Here is an 18,105-nt window from a genome sequence, read left to right as displayed (position 1 = left end):
GTGTCGGGTGGCTCGTGCCGCCTCGATCTGCGACCAAGCATCCGATTGCCGGCGAAAGCTGGCGCGAAAGAAGGATGCAAAAATGCTCGCACTCGCCAACAAGATCGCCATCGTCACCGGCGCCAGTTCCGGCATCGGCCGCGCCACGGCAAAACTCTTTGCCGAGGAAGGCGCCAAGGTGGTCGTCGCTGCCCGTCGCCAGGCAGAGCTGGACGCGCTCGTCGCGGAAATCGAGGAAGCCGACGGCACGGCGATCGCCCTTGCCGGCGACGTTCGCGACGAAGCCTATGCCAAAGCCCTTGTCGACCTGGCGGTCGAGAAATTCGGCGGGCTGGATATCGCCTTCAACAACGCCGGCTCGACCGGCAAGATGGGTCCAATCTCGGAGCTGTCGCTGGAAGGCTGGCGAGAGACGCTTGACACCAACCTGACCAGCGCATTCCTCGGCGCGAAATATCAGGTCCCGGCGATGGTCGAACGCGGCGGCGGATCGCTGATCTTCACCTCTACCTTTGTCGGCCATACCGTCGGCATGCCCGGCATGACCAGCTATGCCGCAAGCAAGGCCGGGCTGATCGGATTGACGCAGGTGCTTGCCGCCGAATACGGCGCCAAAGGCGTGCGGGTCAACGCGCTCCTGCCGGGCGGCACCGACACGCCTTCGGCAACGTTCAAGACACCTGAATCGCGAGCCTTCGTCGAAAACCTGCATGCCTTGAAGCGCGTCGCCGAGCCTGAGGAGATCGCCCATTCGGCGCTCTATCTGGCTTCCGACGCATCGAGCTTCACCACTGGAACTGCGCTGTTTGCCGATGGCGGGGTCTCGATCAATCGGACGTGAGGCAATCTCGCAAAAGCGGTCTTGCTTTCCGGTGCGATTTGGCGATTTCTTCGGACACTTCTGTTCGAAGACAGGCCTAGAACATGCTGCTGATCAGGACCTACATCGCTGCTAGCGCAATCGAGGGCGTCGGCGTGTTCGCCGCCGAGCCGATCAGGAAGGGAGCGTCGATCTGGCGGCTCGATCCCGACTTCGATCGGCTGATCCCGCTGGAAAAATATGGGGCCGCGCCGCCGCACCTCAGGGAATTGCTCGACAGATATGCCTATCCAAGCCCGGACCGGCTCGGATTCATCGTCTATGAGGTCGACAATGGCCGCTTCATGAACCATTCTGAAAGGCCGAACACGGATTTTTCTCGGCATGGTGGGGCAACCGCGATCCGCGCCATTGCGGCGGGCGAGGAAATAACCTGCGATTACGGCGAGTTCTTCGAAGATTTCGAGCGGCTTCATTTGGCGACGGCATAGAGGAGCGCCTGTCGCCGCTTGCGAATGCAAGGACCATCAAACGGGCCCGGAGTGGTGAGCGGCTCCGGGCCACATTTCCATTCCCAGATCAGTTCCGGTGGGCGTGCGGCTCGTCGGTGTGGCGGCCGTCATACTGCAGGTCCAGCTCGCGAATCGCCTCCTTGCCTTTCTTCGGATCGACAAGCCTGAGAAGCGCGTCGATCTTGGCCTCCATCCGGTCGGTACTCTCCTTCGATTGCGGCGAACCGACGAAGAGCAGGAACGCCAGGCCACCGACCTGCCAGAGCAGCTGCAGGAATTCCGATTGCCAGTTCTCGAGCGTGTCGCGGCTCATCTCGATCAGATAGCCGCCGAACTCTGGCGGTTGGCTCAGCGCTCGCTGCTCGTCGAGATAGGCGAACCAGCCGAAAACCCAGTGGCCGACGATCGAAATGATGAAGAAGCCGAGGGTAATCCAGGCATAGCTGTAAGCCCGCCACACCGAAGGTGGTGTCACCTTGGCCGCCGGCCTGTCGTCCTCATCGTTTGGCATTGTCGCTGTCCGACCCCGAGCGAGCCAAGAACTGCTCCGTAGTCGCGGGCAGCTTGTTTTTCAGCCACTCGGCCATCGCCTCCTCCTCACGCAGATTTTCTTCGCAGGCCCGGGCGACTTCTGTTTCGCCTAGGGATTCGGCGGCTGCGATGAGGATCGTGTAGGATGCGATCTCCATGTGCTCGAAGGTGTAGCTCGCCAGTGAGCCTTTCATCACCTCGTCGCCGGCGAAGACGCCGCTTAGGGACTGTGCCATCGCCAGCAGCTTGCCGCCGGCGTCCTTCAGCGTGGACGTATCTTCGCCCACTTGTTCCAGGCAGGTCCTGAGGCGCGCGGCTTGCCCTCTCGTCTCGTTGAGGTGCAGGCTGATGCGCTCACGGAGTTCGGGATAACTCTCCAGCCGGCTCAGCTGGCCGTTCAGCATGGTTTCGGCCTGCTCCTCCATCGCATGCGCGTCCCTGAGCCACTGGACGAGCCATTCACGGGTCTCTGACATCGGTTTTCTCCTGTGCTTGCGTATGCGAAACAACCATGGGGAACGAGGTTTGTTCCTTCGTCGATAAAGCCGGGCGGACCGTTTTGCCGGATTGAGGCAGCAGGTTTTATCGGTGGCTGAGAAAACGTCAACGATGCTCTCATCGGCGCGGAGAGCCCGCCCGATAAGGCAAATCTACTACCAAGGGTCGTAATTCCTTGCTTTCTGACGGCAGTTATGCTAATGATTTGCGCATGGTGCTGATTGCGCCGACGACCCGCCGCCGAGGCGGGTTTTTCGTTTCGGCAGTGGACAGAGCGGCGTGATTCTGCTATCAGCCGCCACAATTCGTGGTGTAGACCGCCGCGGAGGCAAGCGACTATGGCCACTTGCCTGTTGTTAACAAACCCGAAAGACAGGATTGCCCGTGCAGGTACTCGTCCGCGACAACAATGTTGATCAGGCGCTTCGCGCGCTCAAGAAAAAGATGCAGCGCGAAGGCATCTTCCGCGAAATGAAGATGCGCGGACATTATGAGAAGCCTTCCGAGAAGCGCGCCCGCGAAAAGGCGGAAGCCGTTCGACGCGCCCGCAAGCTGGCCCGCAAGCGCGCTCAACGCGAAGGCCTGCTGCCGATGACGCCGCGCCCGGTGGCGGCTGGTGCTGCTGGCGCGCCGCGTCCGCCGCGGTTCTGACGTCAATTTTTCGTCCTTTTCGAAGGATACCAAGGGTGGCGCGATGTATAATCGCCGCCACCTTTTTGTTTTGAATTCGACCAGTTCGCAGAGGACCGGTTCGGAGAGGGAACAGACCTGACGGCGCGGGCGGGCAGTGAGGACAGAGCAGACATGAACGCAATTAGCGTGGAGCGCAGAACCGCAATGCGCGGCTTCGCCCTGACGGCAACCTTGCTTTCCGGGCTGGCGCTCGCCAGCTGCCAGACAGCAGCCCCGACCGGCGAATTCACCAACATCGACAGGGCGCAAGGGTCGGCCGAGAACATCTCCTCGCTATCGGCCGTTATCCAGCGCAGTCCTCAGGACCCGGAAGCTTACAATGTGCGCGGCTCGGCCTATGGCCGCGGCGGCCAGTATCAGGCGGCGCTCAAGGACTTCAACACCGCCATCCAGCTCAATCCGAATTTCTACCAGGCCTATTCGAACCGCGCTCTCATCCAGCGCTTCCTCGGCGATCAGGCGGCCGCCCTTGCCGACTACAACCGCTCGATCCAGATCAATCCCGATTATGACGCAGCCTATATCGGCCGCGGCAATCTCTACCGCAAAGCCAACCGCATCCAGGAAGCGTTCAACGATTTCCAGAAGGCCATCCAGCTCGACACGACAGATGCGCGCGCCTATCACAATCGCGGCCTGATCTATCAGAGCCAGGGCCAGCACGCTTTCGCCATCGAGGATTTCTCGACCGCCATCTCGCTGGCGCCGGACGCCGCCGATCCCTACAATGGCCGCGGCCTCTCCTATCTCGCGACGAACGACGAGGACAACGCCTTCGCCGACATCAACATGGCGATCAAGCTCGACGGCAAGAATGCCGAGGCCTGGTCCAACCAGGCGCTGATCTACGAGCGGCGCGGCGACAAGGCCAAGGCGGCAAAATCCTATCGAGAGGCCGTGCGCCTCAGCCCCACCTACCAGCCGGCCAAGGACGGCCTGGCGCGTACCAGCGCCGCCTGACCGACGGCGGCTTTTCGGCCTGATATGGCGGGCCTGCTGTTTGGCATGGCTTCGAAACCTTCAACGACTGTGCATTGACGCCCGCCTTGATCGCGCCAAGTTCTCGGCGGAACGCTCGCGACGCTTAGCCGTTGTTCAAGGCTATTCGCGAAAGGACCCCTCCCATGATCAAGAAACTCGCCTGTGCCGCCGCCCTCGCCGCTACGGTTCTCGCCGCCCCTGCCAGCGCGGGCAGGCTACAGCTCGGCGTGCTCGACTGCACCATCGACGGCGGCACCGGCTATATCGTCACATCCAACAAAGGCGTGGCCTGCACCTTTCGCCCTCATCATGGCGGTCCCCCCGAAGCCTATACCGGGGTCATTTCCAAGCTCGGCGTCGACGTCGGCAAGACCCACCAGGGCGAATTGATATGGGCGGTTCTGGCGGCCACCCGCGACCGTGATGCCGGCGATCTTGCCGGCAGCTATTATGGCGTCAACGCCGAGGCCAGCGTGGTAACCGGCGGCGGCGCCAACCTTCTGGTCGGCGGCTTGAACAGCGCCTTCTCGCTGCAGCCTCTCAACGTACAGGCGCAGACCGGCGTCAACCTGGCAGTCGCCGTCACCTCACTGCAACTGATTCACTCGTTCAAGTAGACGGCAAAGCGCGGCTCTGCGCGGCGCGGAACGGGATAGGACTGTTCCGCGCCGCGTGGCCCCGGCGCGTGGTAGCCTTTTGATTAGGCGCTTTGGGGCTTCGAGATTAACCGATTATCGCGCGGTGGCGCCAAACCTCATTCTGTGCGCAGCGCTTCGATTGGCTGTAGTCGTGCGGCCTTGCGGGCGGGATAATAGCCGAAGGAGACGCCTACAGCCGCCGCAAAGCCGATAGCCAACAGGACGGCGCTGAGGTCGATGATCACCGGCCATTGGGCGATAGAGCCAACGGCGATTGCCGCAGCAATCCCAATAGCGGCACCCAGAATACCGCCGAGCAAGGCAAGCGTTGCTGCCTCAACGAGAAACTGGGCAAGGATATCTCGCCGTCGCGCGCCAACCGCAAGCCGAAGTCCGATCTCACGGACCCGCTCCGTCACCGTCACCAGCATGATGTTCATGATGCCGATCCCGCCCACCACCAGCGAAATTGACGCCACCGCCGAAAGCAGCAGCGACACCACGCGCGTGGTCGAACCCTCGACATTCGCAGCTTCGGCGAGGTTGCTCACCACGAAGCTGTCTTCCTGACCCGTCCGCAACCGGTGGCGCTGCCACAGAAGGTTGCGGATAGCTGCCATTGTGTCCTCGGCCGAGGCCCAATCTGCGAACTTGACCGTGATGCTGTGTACGAAGGTCGGATTGGCGCGGCTCGTGCCGATGAACTGACGTCGTACTGTCTTTAGCGGCACAAGTGCCACATCGTCCTGATCATCGCCCCATACGCTCTGACCCTTCCGCTCCAGCAGTCCGATCACCGTGAACGGCACGTCGCGGATGCGAATCGCGGCACCTACCGGATCGGCTCTTCCGAACAATTTCTCCCGCATCGTCGTTCCGAGGAGCACCACATTGGCGACGCGCTTGTTGTCCTCCGGGGTCATCTCCTGCCCGGCGATAACCCGCCATTCGCGCGCCGAGAAATATTCCGGCGTCACGCCGCGCACNCGGCTCTTCCGAACAATTTCTCCGCATCGTCGTGCCGAGGAGCACCACATTGGCGACGCGCTTGTTGTCCTCCGGGGTCATCTCCTGCCCGGCGATAACCCGCCATTCGCGCGCCGAGAAATATTCCGGCGTCACGCCGCGCACCACGCCTTGCCAATTGCTGGAACCGATCGTGAACTGCTCGCGGGCGTGGAGGAGTGGCGCCGCCACCACAACGCCGGGGATTTCCATTCCGATCGCCGTCGCGTCCTCTTCACTCAGCCGCGGCGCGCCACCGGCCCCAAGCCGGACGCTGCCCATCTTCGCACTGCCCGGACTGATGCTGATGAGATTGGCGCCAAGGCTGCGGATCTGAGCTGCGATGCGTTCGCGCGCACCAACTCCGATCGCGATCATCACCACGACAGCCGCCACGCCGATGATGATGCCCAACATGGTGAGCGCGCTGCGCAAATGATGGGAGCGTAATGATCGCAGCGCCGTTCTTGTGCTACCGGACATTGCTGTTAGCCAAAGATAGATGGCGAGGGTTACCTAGAGATCGGGCTTGTTGCGCGACAGGGGTGTCGGACACAACGCGACCGTCTCGAAAGGCGACAATGCGATCGGCATGGGCAGCTATCTGCGCCTCATGGGTGACCAGCACAATGGTCAGGCCCTCTTCATTGAGGCGGCGGAAAATTGCCATGATCTCCAGCCCGGTTTGGCTGTCGAGCGCACCAGTGGGTTCATCGGCGAGCAGAAGCAAGGGCTGCGTCACCAGAGCACGGGCAATGGCAACGCGCTGCTGTTGTCCGCCCGAGAGTTCGGCAGGAGTATGTCTGGCCCGATCGGCGAGCCCTACCCTGGCCAGCATCGCCAGGGCTGCGCGCCGCCGCTCTCCAGCCCACATGCGGCGATAGACAAGCGGCAGCTCCACATTTTCTAGTGCGCTGGCCCGCGGCAGCAGGTTGAATGACTGAAACACGAAACCGATGTTGCGATTGCGGATTGCAGCGAGCTCATCGTGATGGAGACCACCGACGTAAACCCCGTTCAGGCGGTAGCGGCCTTCGCTGGGACTGTCGAGGCAGCCCAGTATGTTCATGAAGGTAGATTTGCCTGACCCAGAAGGTCCGATCACCGCGACGAATTCGCCTCTTTGAATCGTCATGCTCACCCCTTCGAGCGCCCACACCGGCCCTCCGCCAACACGGTAGCAATGGCGCAGCCGGTCGACTTCGATCAGGGCCATGGATGCCTCACCGCAACCGGAACTTGACCAGGACGGAAGAGGCGTCATCGTCCCGACGCGGAGCAGTGGCAAGCCCTGTAATGACCTGCTGCCCCTCGGTCAAGTCGCCTGCCAGCACCTCTGTTGCACGACCGTCGGTGATTCCAAGCCGGAGCGAAACCAGCTTCGGCTCGCGGTCTGGGCCTAATACAAAGACCTCGCCCGGGCTTCCCGCCTCTACGCCCGTTTCGGCGAGGGCCGGCGCGGTTGAGCGCGCCTCGTCCCCGGTGTCGCTTGGCGGCCGAAAACGCAGGGCCGCATTAGGCACTTTCAAGACACCCTGTCGCTTTGCCACTACCACGCTCAGATTGGCTGTCATGCCGGGCAACAGCAGCTCTTCGGAATTTTTCGTAGCGACCACCACTATGTATGTGACGACATTTTGAACGACCTGCGGTGCCTTGCGTATCTGCTTCACCGTGCCGGTGAAGATTCGGTCAGGATAGGCATCGGCGGTGAAAGTAACCGGCTGCCCGAGCGCAAAACGGCTGATATCGGCTTCCACCACCGAAGCCTCCACCTGCATCTCAGTCAGGTCCTGAGCTATGGTGAACAGGATCGGTGTCTGCAGGCTAGCCGCAAGGGTCTGACCACCACTAACGGCGCGGTTGACCACTGTGCCGGTGACCGGCGCGCGTACATACGTGCGGTCGAGATCAATTTGGGCCTGCTGAAGCACCGCTTGCTTCTGCTTCACCTGGGCAAGCGTGTTGGCGAGCTCCGCTTCGGCCATGTTGAGTGTCGCCTTGGCGGCTCGAACGGCTGCCGATTGCGACAGTTCCTCCGCTTGGGCGGCAGTCGCCTGTGCCTTGGCAGAGTTATGCGCAGTGTTGTCCCGCTCCCACTCACCCACCGCGATAATCTTCTGCTTAGCCAGCGAGCGTTTGCGGTTCACTTCCTGCGCCGCACCATCGAGCGCGATTTCGGCGCGTCTAGTCTGTGCCGCGGCAGAATCATATCTGGCCGCGGCGGTCTCCATCTCTGCCCTGGCCCGCTCGATTTGCGCCCGCTGTACGGAGACCTGCGTTTGGGCCATCTCCCGTTCGGCAAGAGTTTGCGCTAGTCTTGCTTCGTAAATTTCCGGCTCAACCCGGGCGATGACCTGGCCTCTGGTGACCTTGGAGTTGAAGTCGACGTAGAGTTCCTTCACCCGGCCCGAGAGCTGAGAACCGACTTCCACCATAACCAGTGCGTTCAGCGTGCCAGCCGCCTGCACCGTTGTGACGATGTCGCCGCGCTCCACGCTCTCGGTTCGGTACAATGGAGCATCAGGTTGGACCGAAGACGGCTTCACCAGCATCGACAGTTGATCGAAAGCCGAAGAAATCTGGGCGGAAGCCAACCATGGCGACGGCGCCACCGAAGAACTCCCCGGCGTCGCCACCGCGCCTATAAATATGGTCGCAAACAGAAAGCTGCGCATCATTGCTCGGCCTCACTTGGGAGCCGGGAGAGAAATCCCTCGGCTCCCTTATCTCGCTCGGAGAACAGGCCTGTGAGAAAGCCGCCTGTTGGTTGAGATCAGGCTACAAAGACTTCGCGTCGTAAGCCGCAATCCAGGCGTTCCGACTACTGCTGTTTGCACTGACCCACGTTGCCCTCGCACGGCTGCACCTCGGTCTTGTTTCCCAGGTTGCCCTTGCCTTCGGCGGACTCTTGGGTGGCCGTGCCGAGTGCCTTGCCCTGCCCGGCATCCTTCGTCGTCTCCTTGCACACGCAGTCGGGAGTCGAGCCGGTCTTCGTGCAGGACAATGCCGTGGATCCCTCGCCGGCGCAGAACTCTTCGCACTGTGTCTGCGATACGCCGGGACATTCTTGCGCTAGCGCTCCGCCTGCTCCAAGCAACAGTGTCCCACCCATGAAAGCCGCAGCCGCGGCCAGCTTTAAACCACTACATCCAACAGTCATGTTTTCCTCCCAATTTTGCCAGAGCTAAGGGGTGCTGCGCAGGCCATCTCTGGCACTGGTCGGCAGCATGAGGGCGCAAGAAAGCCTTCGATCGGCTCGATCGATTATGCTGTGGAAGATGAGGATGCTATGAGGCCGCCAGCAGCGGGTTTAAGCCGCCGGGCCTCCGAAGACTCTTTCGGGTGAAGGTCCCTCTGCGGCGCGTAGAACCGCCGCGATACTTGGCCTGTGCAAATCGGCAACGCCCATTGTCGTGCTCCAGTACGACCGTAAGCAGGATAATATTCGCTCTTACTAATATATTAACCACAACTGCGGAAGCTGGCAACAACTATCTAGGGTAACACCTCATCTGACGTACCGCTAAATCGATTGGGTAGAGCGGCGTCGACATGGCGATCGGCGCATCCAGTCACAGTTGCGCAGCGCGGCGGATTGACCTGGAGTTGAGAACACGAGCATCCTGGCTTCCCGGCCGTCGCATCTCAGCGCACCCCGCAAAAACCGCTTGAGCTCAACTGCGGTTGAGGTTCTACAACCCGTCCCCGAAGCGCCGCGTGCCCGTTGGAGACGAAGAGCGCTCAACCATTTTTTGAATTGGCATATAAGAAAGTTCGGGAGGGCGGGGTGACCAAAACCAGCACAAACAGGGTCGACTGGCGGGCGCTGTGGGCGAGCGGCGATCTGGCGCGCTTCTGCTTCATCAGCCTCGGCATCCTGCTGCACGCCACCAACGAAACCATGGTGGCAACGGTGATGCCGGCGATGGTCGGCGAACTCGCCGGGGTTCAGCTGGTCGGCTGGTCGCTGGCGATCTACGAGCTCGGCGCCATCGTCGCCGGCGCTGCCGCCGGACGGCTGGTGAGCTATGTCGCGTTGCGCACCAACATGGTGGTTGCCGCCCTGCTCTACGCGGCCGGCGCCCTGGTCTGCGCCATCGCGCCGTCCATGCCGCTGTTCCTGGCCGGGCGACTGATCGAGGGATTTGGCGGCGGCGCGCTGGTGTCGCTGGCCTTCGTCTCGGTCGAGCGGCTGTTTCCACGCGCCATCTGGCCGCAGCTTTTCGGCGTTATGTCGGCGATCTGGGGCGTCGCCGCCTTCAGCGGGCCGGTGCTCGGTGCGTTGATGACCGAGTTGCTCTCCTGGCGCTGGGCTTTCGGCGTCTTCACGCTTGGCGGCACCGCCATGGCGTTGGCGAGCTTCATCGTGCTCGACACGCCCGAGGCGACCCGGCCGCAGGCGATCACTGGAACCGCGCCGCCCTTCCCCTTTGCCGCGCTCGGCTGCCTTGCCGTCAGCGTCGTGCTGATCGCCACGGCCGGTGTCGACATTGCCCTGCTGCGCTCGTCCCTGCTGCTCATCCTCGGCCTGATCGGGCTCGCGCTGTTCATCCGCATCGATGCGCTGAAGCCGGACTCGCGGCTGTTCCCGTCGCGGCTGTTCTCCTGGCGCTCGCCGGTCGGCGCAGGCATGACCATGGTCGCCGCCTTTTCGGTGGCGACCTGTTCCTTCGCCGTCTACGGGCCGCTGCTTCTGACCAGCCTGCATGACATTCCGATCCTCACCACCGGCTATATCATCGCCGCCGAATCGATCGCCTGGTCGATCCTGTCGATCCTCGTCGCCAATGCGCCGCCGGAGCGGGAAAGACTGATCATCACCGGCGGCGCGCTGATGATCGCGGCCGGCATCGCCGGTTTCGCCTATGCCGTGCCGGCCGGTTCGATTCCGCTGATCCTGTTTTGCGCCTTGCTGCAGGGCGGCGGCTTCGGCATTGCCTGGCCCTTCGTCACACGCGTGATCGTCGCGTCGGCCAGTGACGGCGAGCAGACGATCGCTTCCGCCGCCGTACCGACCATGCAGCGCATCGGCTATGCGGTCGGTGCCGCGTTGACCGGCATCGTCGCCAATGCCAGCGGTTTTTCCGAAGGCCTGAACCGTGAGGCGGCGGCGAATGTCGCCACCTGGCTGTTCCTCGCCTTCGTGCCGCTCGGGATTCTGGGCTGCCTCGCCGCGCTGAGGATCTCGGGCCCGGCAACCCGGCCTCAGGAAGCGACGGGCTAGACAGTAATCGTCTTCAGCCGTTCGGCGATCAAGGCGGCGAGCCGCGTCGCCACCTCGTCCTTGCTCATCTCGGGCCATTCGTCGGCACCGGCCTTCCAGACGATCCGCACCTTGTTGCGGTCGCCGCCCATCACCCCGCTTTCGTGGGATACATCGTTGGCGACGATGAAATCGGCGCCCTTTTTCCTGAGCTTGGCCTCGGCGTTCCTGACGAGATCCTGCGTCTCGGCGGCGAAGCCGACGACCAGGCTGGGCCGCTTTCTGTGATGGCCGACACCGGCAAGGATGTCAGGGTTTTCGATCATCTGCAGCGCCGGCGGCCCCTCGCCCGCCACCTTCTTTATCTTCTCGCCGGCCGAAGTCTCGCTGCGCCAGTCCGCAACCGCCGCGACGAACACCGCCGCGTCCGCCGGCAAAAGCCGTTCGACCGCGTCCTTCATCTCGTTGGCGGTTTCGACATGCAACGTGGTGACCTCAGCCGGATCGGCAATGCCGACCGGACCGGAGACGAGGCGCACATCGGCACCCAGCCTTGCCAGCGCCGCCGCGATGGCATGGCCCTGCTTGCCGGACGAACGGTTGGCAATATAGCGCACCGGGTCGATCGGCTCATGCGTCGGCCCTGAGGTGACGATGATCTTTCTGCCTGCCAGCGGCTTCGGACTGATATCGAGCAGCGCCTCGATCGCAGCGACGATTTCCAGCGGCTCGGCCATGCGGCCTTCGCCCGCCTCGTTGCTCTCGGCCATTTCGCCCTTTGCCGGGCCGACGAATGCGACGCCGTCCTTCCGCAACGTCGCCCGGTTTCGCCGGGTCGCGGGATGCGACCACATTTTCGGGTTCATGGCGGGCGCCATCAGCACCGGCTTGTCGGTCGCAATGAGCACGGTCGAGGCAAGGTCGTTGGCATGGCCGTTGGCGAGCTTCGCCATCAGGTCGGCGGTAGCCGGCGCCACGACGACAAGATCGGCCTCGCGCGACAAGCGGATGTGGCCGACATCGTGCTCGTCATTGCGGTCGAACAAATCCGTGAACACGTGGTCGGCCGACAGCGCCCCGACCGACAGCGTGGTGACGAATTCCTGCGCCGCGGCGGTCATCACCACGCGCACCACAACACCCCGCTCGCGCAGCCGGCGGATCAGGTCGAGTGCCTTGTAGGCGGCGATACCGCCGCCGATGATCAGCAGGATGCGCTTGCCGGAGAGGGTCATGCCCAGTTCTTGTCCGATGTCATGCCGGCTTCAGCGCCGGTTCGATGTCGGTATGGATGAAATCGTCGCCCTTGAAAAGCAGCGGCAGGTTTCGCGTCTTGGCCAAGGCGTAGGCGAAGCAGTCGCCCATGTTGAGATTGGCGCGATGGCCAGTACCTCGGCCATACAGTGCATAGGCTTCAATTCCGGCTTGCGCATGTTCGGCGGAGAGCGCGACGATTGTGACTTTGAGTCTAGCAAGAAGGCCCGTCAACTCGGCCGTGCCAGCCGCGCCATAGCGGCGGACAATTACTGTGCCGCATTCCATCAGGGTTGCGGCGCTCATCAGTATCCGCTGATTTCCGGCGAGGCGCTGGGCGATCGCCGGAGCGTCGGGCTCCTGCTTCAGGATGGCCACGATCGCTGAGGTGTCGACCACCACGGTCATTCCTCCTCGATGAAGGACCAGAGGTCATCAGTGAATTTCTTCTGATCGAAATCCGCTTGTTGCAATCGTCGGCCGAATTCGAGGATTTCCTCCGCCGTAACAAAATCCCCGTCACGTTCTTTGGTGACTGCCACATCCTTCAGCAAGAGATTTCTTGCCTCCTGCTCCATTGACACGCCATGTCTGGCAGCCCGCTCGCGCAGTTTTTGCTTCAGATCGTCGTCGAGATTGCGAATGGTCAGGGTGCCCATAACTACCCTTGCCCCCGTGTGGTCGGTCTGAACTTGGCTTCGTCCTCGGCTGCAATGCCCGACGAGTCGAAACCTTTGGTGGTCGGAAGCCCTACGGATGCGGCGAGCACGTCCCGCGCCTCCTGCTCCATGGAAACGCCACGCGCGGCGCCACGCTCCCGCAGTCGCCGCATGACACTCTCATCCACATTGCGAACAGTAATCCGGGCCATGATCGCGCTCCCGCGAACCTAATATAGCGACACCGGAGCATGACTGCAATGACAGCAGTGCTGTCATTGCTTGCAGTCAGAGCAGCTTCGAGGCGATAAAGACCAGCGTCAGCGCGATCACCCACAGCGCCAGCCTGCCTGAGCGGGTGTGGCGCGCCTCGGCCTTGCCGATGGCGTGCGCCGTCCTTTCATCGAAACGCAGCCCGTGTTCGGCCATCAGATCGATCTCGCGCGACAGCCGCTCGGTGCGGGCGGCGAGGTCCGGCGCCTGGCGGGCCAGCGCCAGCAACGCGTTGGCGCCGTCGCGTGCGTCGGCCAGCAGGGCACGCGGGCCGAGATTGCCTGATATCCAGCCTCCGACCACCGGTTCTGACGTCTTCCACATGTTGAATGCCGGGTCGAGCGTGCGGGCAACGCCCTCGACGACCACCATGGTCTTTTGCAGCAGCACCAGTTCGGACCGTGTCGCCATGTCGAAGAGGTCGGTGACCTCGAACAGAAGCGCCAAGAGCTTGGCCATCGAGATGGTTTCGGCCGGCTGGCCGTGGATCGGCTCGCCGATGGCGCGGATCGCTTGGGCGAATGCCGCGACGTTATGCAGGCGCGGCACGTAGCCGGCCTCGAAATGCACTTCGGCGACGCGCAGATAGTCACGGGTGATGAAGCCGTAGAGAATTTCGGCGAGGAACCGGCGCTCCTTCTTGCCGAGCCGGCCGGCAATGCCGAGATCGACAGCGACGATGGTGCCATCGGGCTCGACGAACAGGTTTCCCGGATGCATGTCGGCGTGGAAGAAACCGTCGCGCAGCGTATGGCGCAGGAACGACTGGACCAGATTGGCGGCGATCGCCTTCAGATCGTGGCCGGCGGCAGTCAGGCCGGCAATGTCGTTCATCTTGATGCCGTCGACCCATTCCATGGTCAGCACGTCGCGGCCGGTGCGTTCCCAATCGACCGTCGGCACGCGAAAGCCGGGATCGTCCCTGGTGTTTTCGCCGAGCTCCGAAAGCGCTGCCGCCTCAAGCCTCAGATCCATCTCGATCTTGGTGGTCTGCGCCAGCGTCTGGGTCACCTCGACCGGCCGCAGCCGGCGCGACGACGGGATGTATTTTTCCTGGAGACGGGCGGCGAGGAAATAGCTTTCGAGATCGCGGAAGAAACGGCGCCGCACGCCCGGCCGGATCACCTTCACCGCCACCCGCGAACCGACGCCGTTCTGCAAGGTTTCGGCGGTATGGACCTGAGCGATCGAGGCCGCGGCGACCGCCTCGCCGAAACTGGCGTAGAGCTCGCCGACCTTGCGCCCGAGCGAGGCCTCTATCGCCGCAATGGCCTCGGTCTGCGGAAATGTCTGCATCTTGTCCTGCAGCATGGCGAGATCGAGCGCTATGTCGTTGCCGACGACATCGGGCCGTGTCGCCAGGAACTGGCCGAGCTTGACATAGGATGGGCCGAGCCGGACGACGGCCTTGGCCAGCCGATCGCCACGCTCGTAGGCAAGCGCGCGGCGGCGGGTGAACAGCCGTGCCACCCGCCAGCCGAATTTCGGCAGGCCGAACAGCTCATCGCCCGGCAACGCCGCGACGACGCCTTCGCGGACCAGCACCCAGCCGGCCCGTACGAGCCTGAAACCAGCGCCGACATTGCTCATGACTGCGCTTGTCCTGCCGGTTTTCTAGACCGGCGAAGGGCAGGTCGCGTATAAAAAATACGGGCCAGCCTCAAAGCTTCCAACCCGAATGAAGCGCAGCTATGCCGCCGGCATAATTGCGAAAAGACACGCGCTCAAAACCGGCGCGGGAAATCATCGCGGCAAAATTCTGCTGATTGGGAAATTTGCGGATCGATTCGACCAGATAGGAATAGGGTTCGTTTTCGCCGGTCACCGCCTTGCCGATCCTGGGGATGGCGTTGAACGACCACGCCTCGTAGACCCTGTCGAGCAGCGGCATGTCGACCTCGGAAAATTCGAGGCAGAGAAAGCGCCCGCCAGGCTTCAGCACGCGAAAGGCTTCGGCAAGCGCCACATCGATGCGCGGCACGTTGCGAATGCCGAAAGCAATCGTGTAGGCGTCGAAACTGGCCTCAGCGAAAGGCAGCTCCTCGGCATTGGCCTCGACGAAATCGGTATTATCCGTCAGGCCCTTTTTCTCGGCCCGGTCGCGGCCGACGGCGAGCATCGAGCCGTTGATGTCGAGAACCGTGGCATGGGCGTTCCTGCCGCTCGCCTCGACGATGCGGAAGGCGATGTCGCCGGTGCCGCCGGCAACGTCGAGAACGCTCCAGCCCGGTCCTTTCGGTGGATTGAGCCATGTGACCATGGCGTCCTTCCACAGCCGATGCAGGCCGCCCGACATCAGGTCGTTCATCAGATCGTAGCGGTTCGCCACCTTGTGGAAAACGTCGTTGACCAGGGACTGCTTCTCGCCTGCCCCTACGCGCTTGAAACCATAGGAGGTTTCCATACCGCCAACGGCCGTGGTTCTCTCAACCGACATTATTTTTGATCCGCCATAAAACCGGCGGGACCATAGCCGATCGATGGTGCCGACGCTATTGTTTAAGGCGCGGTGTTCGGCCGCGCTTCCCGGTCGTGGAATCATGCTTATGGCTCCATGTCCTGGACTGACCTGACGGGATGATTGCATGCCTTTGAAAGCGGAACTGCACTGCCATATCGAAGGGGCAGCGGCGCCCGAACTCGTCATCCGCCAGGCGCAGAAATACGGCAAGGACACCTCGCCCTACATTCAGGACGGCTCTTTCGTCTGGCACGATTTCAGCTCCTTCCTCGCCGCCTATGACTTCTCCTCCGACCTGTTCCGCACCGAAGAGGACTATGCGCGGCTGGCCGATCATTATCTGACCAGCCTCGCCCGCGACGGCGCCATCTATTCCGAGATCTTCACCTCGCCGGACCACGCCGGGAAGGCCGGGCTGTCGCCCAGGGCCTATACGGACGCGCTCGGCGAAGGCATGGCGCGCGCAAAGGCCAAGACCGGCATCGAGGGCCGCATGATCGTCACCGGCGTGCGCAATGCCGGCGTCGAATCGATCGAGCAGGCGGCGCGCTTCGCCGCCCGCTGCGGGCATCCGCTGGTCACCGGCTTCGGCGTCGCCGGCGACGAGCGGATGGGCGATCTGGAGGACTATGTCAGGGCCTTCGAAATCGCCCGCGAGGCCGGCCTTGGCATCACCGTCCATGCCGGCGAACTGATGGGCTGGGAGAGCGTCAAGGCCGCGCTCGATCACATCCGCCCCGCTCGCATCGGCCATGGCGTGCGCGCCATCGAAAACCCCGACCTTGTCCGTCGCATCGCCGATGAAGGCGTCGTGCTCGAATGCTGTCCGAGCTCTAACATCGCGCTAAGGGTGTTCGACAGTTTCGCCGATCACCCCTTTCCGGCCCTGTTGGCGGCAGGCTGCAAGGTGACGCTTAACTCCGACGATCCGCCCTATTTCCGGACGTCGCTGAAGCGCGAATACGACATTGCCGCCGAGCATTTTTCGATGAACGACAAGGCGCTCGCCTCCGTCACCAGAACCGCCATCGACGCCGCCTTCGTCGACAGGAAGACCAAGGCAATGCTGCTAGGCCGGCTCGACGTCAAGGGCAGGTGAATGGTGAATGGTGAATGGTGAATGGTGAATGGTGAATGGTGAATGGTGAATGGTCCACCCGGCGCTTCGGTCCGTCAACCGCGAGTTCTCCGCTGAACCAAGGACTCGCAAACCTGTTCACTATTCACTATTCACCATTCACTACTCACTTTTCACCTGCGCAGCTAGGAGACCACCATGCAGGGCGTCACCGTCGTCGACCACCCGCTTGTCCAGCACAAGCTGACCATCATGCGCAAGAAGGAAACTTCGACGGCCGGCTTCCGGCGGCTGCTGCGCGAGATCTCGCTGCTGCTCGGCTACGAGGTCACCCGCAACCTCGAATTGACGACGACGACGATCGAAACGCCGATCGAGACGATGGAAGCGCCGACGCTGGAGGGCAAGAAGCTGGTCTTCGCCTCAGTACTGCGCGCCGGCAACGGCCTGCTCGAGGGTTTGCTCGACCTGGTGCCGGCGGCGCGCGTCGCCCATATCGGTCTCTACCGCGACCACGAAACGCTGGAAGCGGTCGAATATTTCTTCAAGGCGCCGAGCGATCTCGCCGACCGGCTGGTGATCGTCGTCGATCCGATGCTGGCGACCGCCAATTCGGCGATCGCGGCGATCGACAAGTTGAAGGGGCGCGGCGCCACCAACATCCGCTTCCTCTGCCTGCTGGCGGCGCCAGAAGGCCTCGATCGCTTCATCAAGGCGCATCCCGATGTCCCGGTCTTCACCGCTTCCATCGACCGCCAGCTCAACGAGAAGGGCTACATCATGCCAGGCCTCGGCGATGCTGGCGACCGCATGTACGGGACCAAATGACCGTGGCGCCGCTCGTTTACCGATCGTTTACGCAAACGACCGCTTTCTGCATCTGTTAAAGCGGCAAACACCATGCCGCGATAAGCATGGGTCTTCACGAAGGCCGGTCCATGCTGCGCAATCTTCTCATCCTTGGCGTGCTCGCCGTAGCATCGGCGTCGTTCCCGATGCTCTACCAGTCGAATCCGCAGATGTTCGAAGGCCTGCTGAAATCGGCGGTCGGGGCCAGCCCGGCGGTCGAAACGGACCTGAACCTGGCCACGGTTCCCGACAGGCCGGCGCAGCCGCTCGGCCGCAAGGTCGTGATCCCGGCTGACGCGCGCGGGCATTTCACGTCGGCGTTCAAGCTCAACGGTCGAACGGTCGACGGCATGATCGACACCGGCGCAACGCTGGTCGCCATCAACAGTTCGACGGCGCGCAGGATCGGCGTTTCGCTGAACGCGTCGGATTTCAAGCACCAGGTCAACACCGCCAACGGCGCGATCAAGGCTGCGCTGGTGACCGTCGATCGGCTGCAGATCGGCAAGATCACGCTCGACGGCGTCCAGGCGGTCGTGCTCGACGACAAGGCGCTGCGCACCAATTTGATCGGCCTGAGCTTTCTCCAGAGGTTGGAAAAATACCAGGTCGAGAACGGCGCGCTGCTGCTCGTCCAGTGAACCATG

Annotated in this window: 21 protein-coding genes and 1 pseudogene; 9 read left to right on the top strand and 13 right to left on the bottom strand. The window is 62.6% G+C overall.

Translation table 11 applies throughout. The features are described 5' to 3' along the window. Positions 1-82 precede the first annotated feature (82 nt). Both X738_RS49610 and X738_RS49605 read left to right on the top strand, forming a co-directional pair. Positions 83-841 carry an SDR family oxidoreductase gene (locus tag X738_RS49610; RefSeq protein ID WP_023797523.1) on the top strand — a complete coding sequence of 253 codons (759 nt, stop codon included), beginning with the start codon at positions 83-85 and terminating at the stop codon, positions 839-841. A gap of 83 nt (positions 842-924) precedes the next feature. After that, positions 925-1,311 carry an SET domain-containing protein gene (locus tag X738_RS49605; protein ID WP_023797522.1) on the top strand — a complete coding sequence of 129 codons (387 nt, stop codon included), beginning with the start codon at positions 925-927 and terminating at the stop codon, positions 1,309-1,311. Positions 1,312-1,399: 88 nt separating this feature from the next. Here the strand turns inward: X738_RS49605 and X738_RS49600 are convergent, their stop codons facing one another. Further along, positions 1,400-1,843, bottom strand: coding sequence for a DUF6766 family protein (locus X738_RS49600; protein ID WP_023797521.1), 444 nt, complete (start codon positions 1,841-1,843; stop codon positions 1,400-1,402). Then, the gene (locus X738_RS49595; protein WP_023797520.1) at positions 1,830-2,339 is read right to left on the bottom strand and encodes a ferritin-like domain-containing protein; all 510 of its coding nucleotides are present in this window, start codon (positions 2,337-2,339) and stop codon (positions 1,830-1,832) included. The genes X738_RS49600 and X738_RS49595 overlap by 14 nt, the downstream gene beginning before the upstream one ends. Before the next feature lie 406 nt (positions 2,340-2,745). Between X738_RS49595 and rpsU the strand changes: the two genes are divergently transcribed. The 3 genes from rpsU to X738_RS49580 all read left to right on the top strand — a co-directional run bounded on the left by rpsU (position 2,746) and on the right by X738_RS49580 (position 4,652). Then, entirely contained in the window at positions 2,746-3,012 is a 267-nt protein-coding gene (gene rpsU / locus X738_RS49590; RefSeq protein WP_023797519.1) for a 30S ribosomal protein S21, read from the top strand. A 153-nt stretch (positions 3,013-3,165) separates the two neighbouring features. Then, the gene (locus X738_RS49585; RefSeq protein ID WP_023797518.1) at positions 3,166-4,014 is read left to right on the top strand and encodes a tetratricopeptide repeat protein; all 849 of its coding nucleotides are present in this window, start codon (positions 3,166-3,168) and stop codon (positions 4,012-4,014) included. 164 nt (positions 4,015-4,178) lie between these two features. Then, positions 4,179-4,652 (top strand): DUF992 domain-containing protein, encoded by a 474-nt coding sequence (locus X738_RS49580; protein ID WP_023797517.1) that lies wholly within the window; start codon positions 4,179-4,181, stop codon positions 4,650-4,652. Positions 4,653-4,789: 137 nt separating this feature from the next. Here the strand turns inward: X738_RS49580 and X738_RS88295 are convergent, their stop codons facing one another. From X738_RS88295 to X738_RS49565, 5 genes and pseudogenes are all read right to left on the bottom strand, one after another. Further along, complete coding sequence (locus X738_RS88295; protein WP_084833617.1) at positions 4,790-5,710, bottom strand: ABC transporter permease; 921 nt, start codon at positions 5,708-5,710, stop codon at positions 4,790-4,792. Between the two features lie 199 nt (positions 5,711-5,909). Further along, positions 5,910-6,056, bottom strand: a pseudogene (locus X738_RS88965) (ABC transporter permease); the annotation flags it as partial. Between the two features lie 94 nt (positions 6,057-6,150). Continuing rightward, entirely contained in the window at positions 6,151-6,894 is a 744-nt protein-coding gene (locus X738_RS49575) for an ABC transporter ATP-binding protein (RefSeq protein WP_063830523.1), read from the bottom strand. Positions 6,895-6,901: 7 nt separating this feature from the next. After that, complete coding sequence (locus X738_RS49570) at positions 6,902-8,359, bottom strand: efflux RND transporter periplasmic adaptor subunit (RefSeq protein ID WP_023797515.1); 1,458 nt, start codon at positions 8,357-8,359, stop codon at positions 6,902-6,904. A 143-nt stretch (positions 8,360-8,502) separates the two neighbouring features. Then, entirely contained in the window at positions 8,503-8,841 is a 339-nt protein-coding gene (locus X738_RS49565; protein ID WP_023797514.1) for a hypothetical protein, read from the bottom strand. 627 nt (positions 8,842-9,468) lie between these two features. Here X738_RS49565 and X738_RS49560 point away from each other — a divergent pair. Beyond that, entirely contained in the window at positions 9,469-10,905 is a 1,437-nt protein-coding gene (locus tag X738_RS49560; RefSeq protein WP_023797513.1) for an MFS transporter, read from the top strand. Here X738_RS49560 and coaBC read toward each other — a convergent pair. The 6 genes from coaBC to ubiE form a co-directional block, all read right to left on the bottom strand. Beyond that, a complete protein-coding gene (gene coaBC, locus X738_RS49555; RefSeq protein WP_023797512.1) occupies positions 10,902-12,119 on the bottom strand; it encodes a bifunctional phosphopantothenoylcysteine decarboxylase/phosphopantothenate--cysteine ligase CoaBC in 1,218 nt (405 codons plus the stop codon). The two genes, X738_RS49560 and coaBC, sit on opposite strands and share 4 nt — an antisense overlap. Positions 12,120-12,138: 19 nt before the next feature. Beyond that, positions 12,139-12,546: a type II toxin-antitoxin system VapC family toxin gene (locus tag X738_RS49550; protein WP_031254220.1), complete on the bottom strand. Its 408-nt coding sequence runs from the start codon at positions 12,544-12,546 to the stop codon at positions 12,139-12,141. Further along, positions 12,543-12,797: a FitA-like ribbon-helix-helix domain-containing protein gene (locus X738_RS49545; protein WP_023797510.1), complete on the bottom strand. Its 255-nt coding sequence runs from the start codon at positions 12,795-12,797 to the stop codon at positions 12,543-12,545. Before X738_RS49545 ends, X738_RS49550 begins: the two co-directional genes overlap by 4 nt. A 2-nt stretch (positions 12,798-12,799) precedes the next feature. Then, positions 12,800-13,009, bottom strand: a complete 210-nt coding sequence (locus X738_RS49540) for a FitA-like ribbon-helix-helix domain-containing protein (RefSeq protein ID WP_023797509.1) — start codon at positions 13,007-13,009, stop codon at positions 12,800-12,802. 76 nt (positions 13,010-13,085) lie between these two features. Further along, on the bottom strand, positions 13,086-14,660 hold the full coding sequence (gene ubiB / locus X738_RS49535; protein WP_023797508.1) for a 2-polyprenylphenol 6-hydroxylase: 1,575 nt from the start codon (positions 14,658-14,660) through the stop codon (positions 13,086-13,088). Between the two features lie 70 nt (positions 14,661-14,730). Further along, positions 14,731-15,507 (bottom strand): bifunctional demethylmenaquinone methyltransferase/2-methoxy-6-polyprenyl-1,4-benzoquinol methylase UbiE, encoded by a 777-nt coding sequence (gene ubiE / locus X738_RS49530; protein ID WP_023797507.1) that lies wholly within the window; start codon positions 15,505-15,507, stop codon positions 14,731-14,733. 148 nt (positions 15,508-15,655) lie between these two features. Here ubiE and X738_RS49525 point away from each other — a divergent pair, with 148 nt between their 5' ends. From X738_RS49525 to X738_RS49515, 3 genes are all read left to right on the top strand, one after another. Further along, positions 15,656-16,630: an adenosine deaminase gene (locus X738_RS49525; RefSeq protein WP_023797506.1), complete on the top strand. Its 975-nt coding sequence runs from the start codon at positions 15,656-15,658 to the stop codon at positions 16,628-16,630. Between the two features lie 177 nt (positions 16,631-16,807). Next, positions 16,808-17,437, top strand: coding sequence for a uracil phosphoribosyltransferase (gene upp, locus X738_RS49520; protein WP_023797505.1), 630 nt, complete (start codon positions 16,808-16,810; stop codon positions 17,435-17,437). A 110-nt stretch (positions 17,438-17,547) separates the two neighbouring features. Then, positions 17,548-18,099, top strand: a complete 552-nt coding sequence (locus X738_RS49515; protein WP_023797504.1) for a TIGR02281 family clan AA aspartic protease — start codon at positions 17,548-17,550, stop codon at positions 18,097-18,099. The last annotated feature ends 6 nt before the right edge of the window (positions 18,100-18,105 follow it).

Origin of the sequence: Mesorhizobium sp. L48C026A00 (genome assembly GCF_000502375.1) — a bacterium.
Classification (GTDB): Bacteria; Pseudomonadota; Alphaproteobacteria; order Rhizobiales; family Rhizobiaceae; genus Mesorhizobium; species Mesorhizobium muleiense.
The sequence above is the reverse complement of the archived record's forward strand: the minus strand, read 5'-3'. Positions and strand labels throughout refer to the sequence as shown.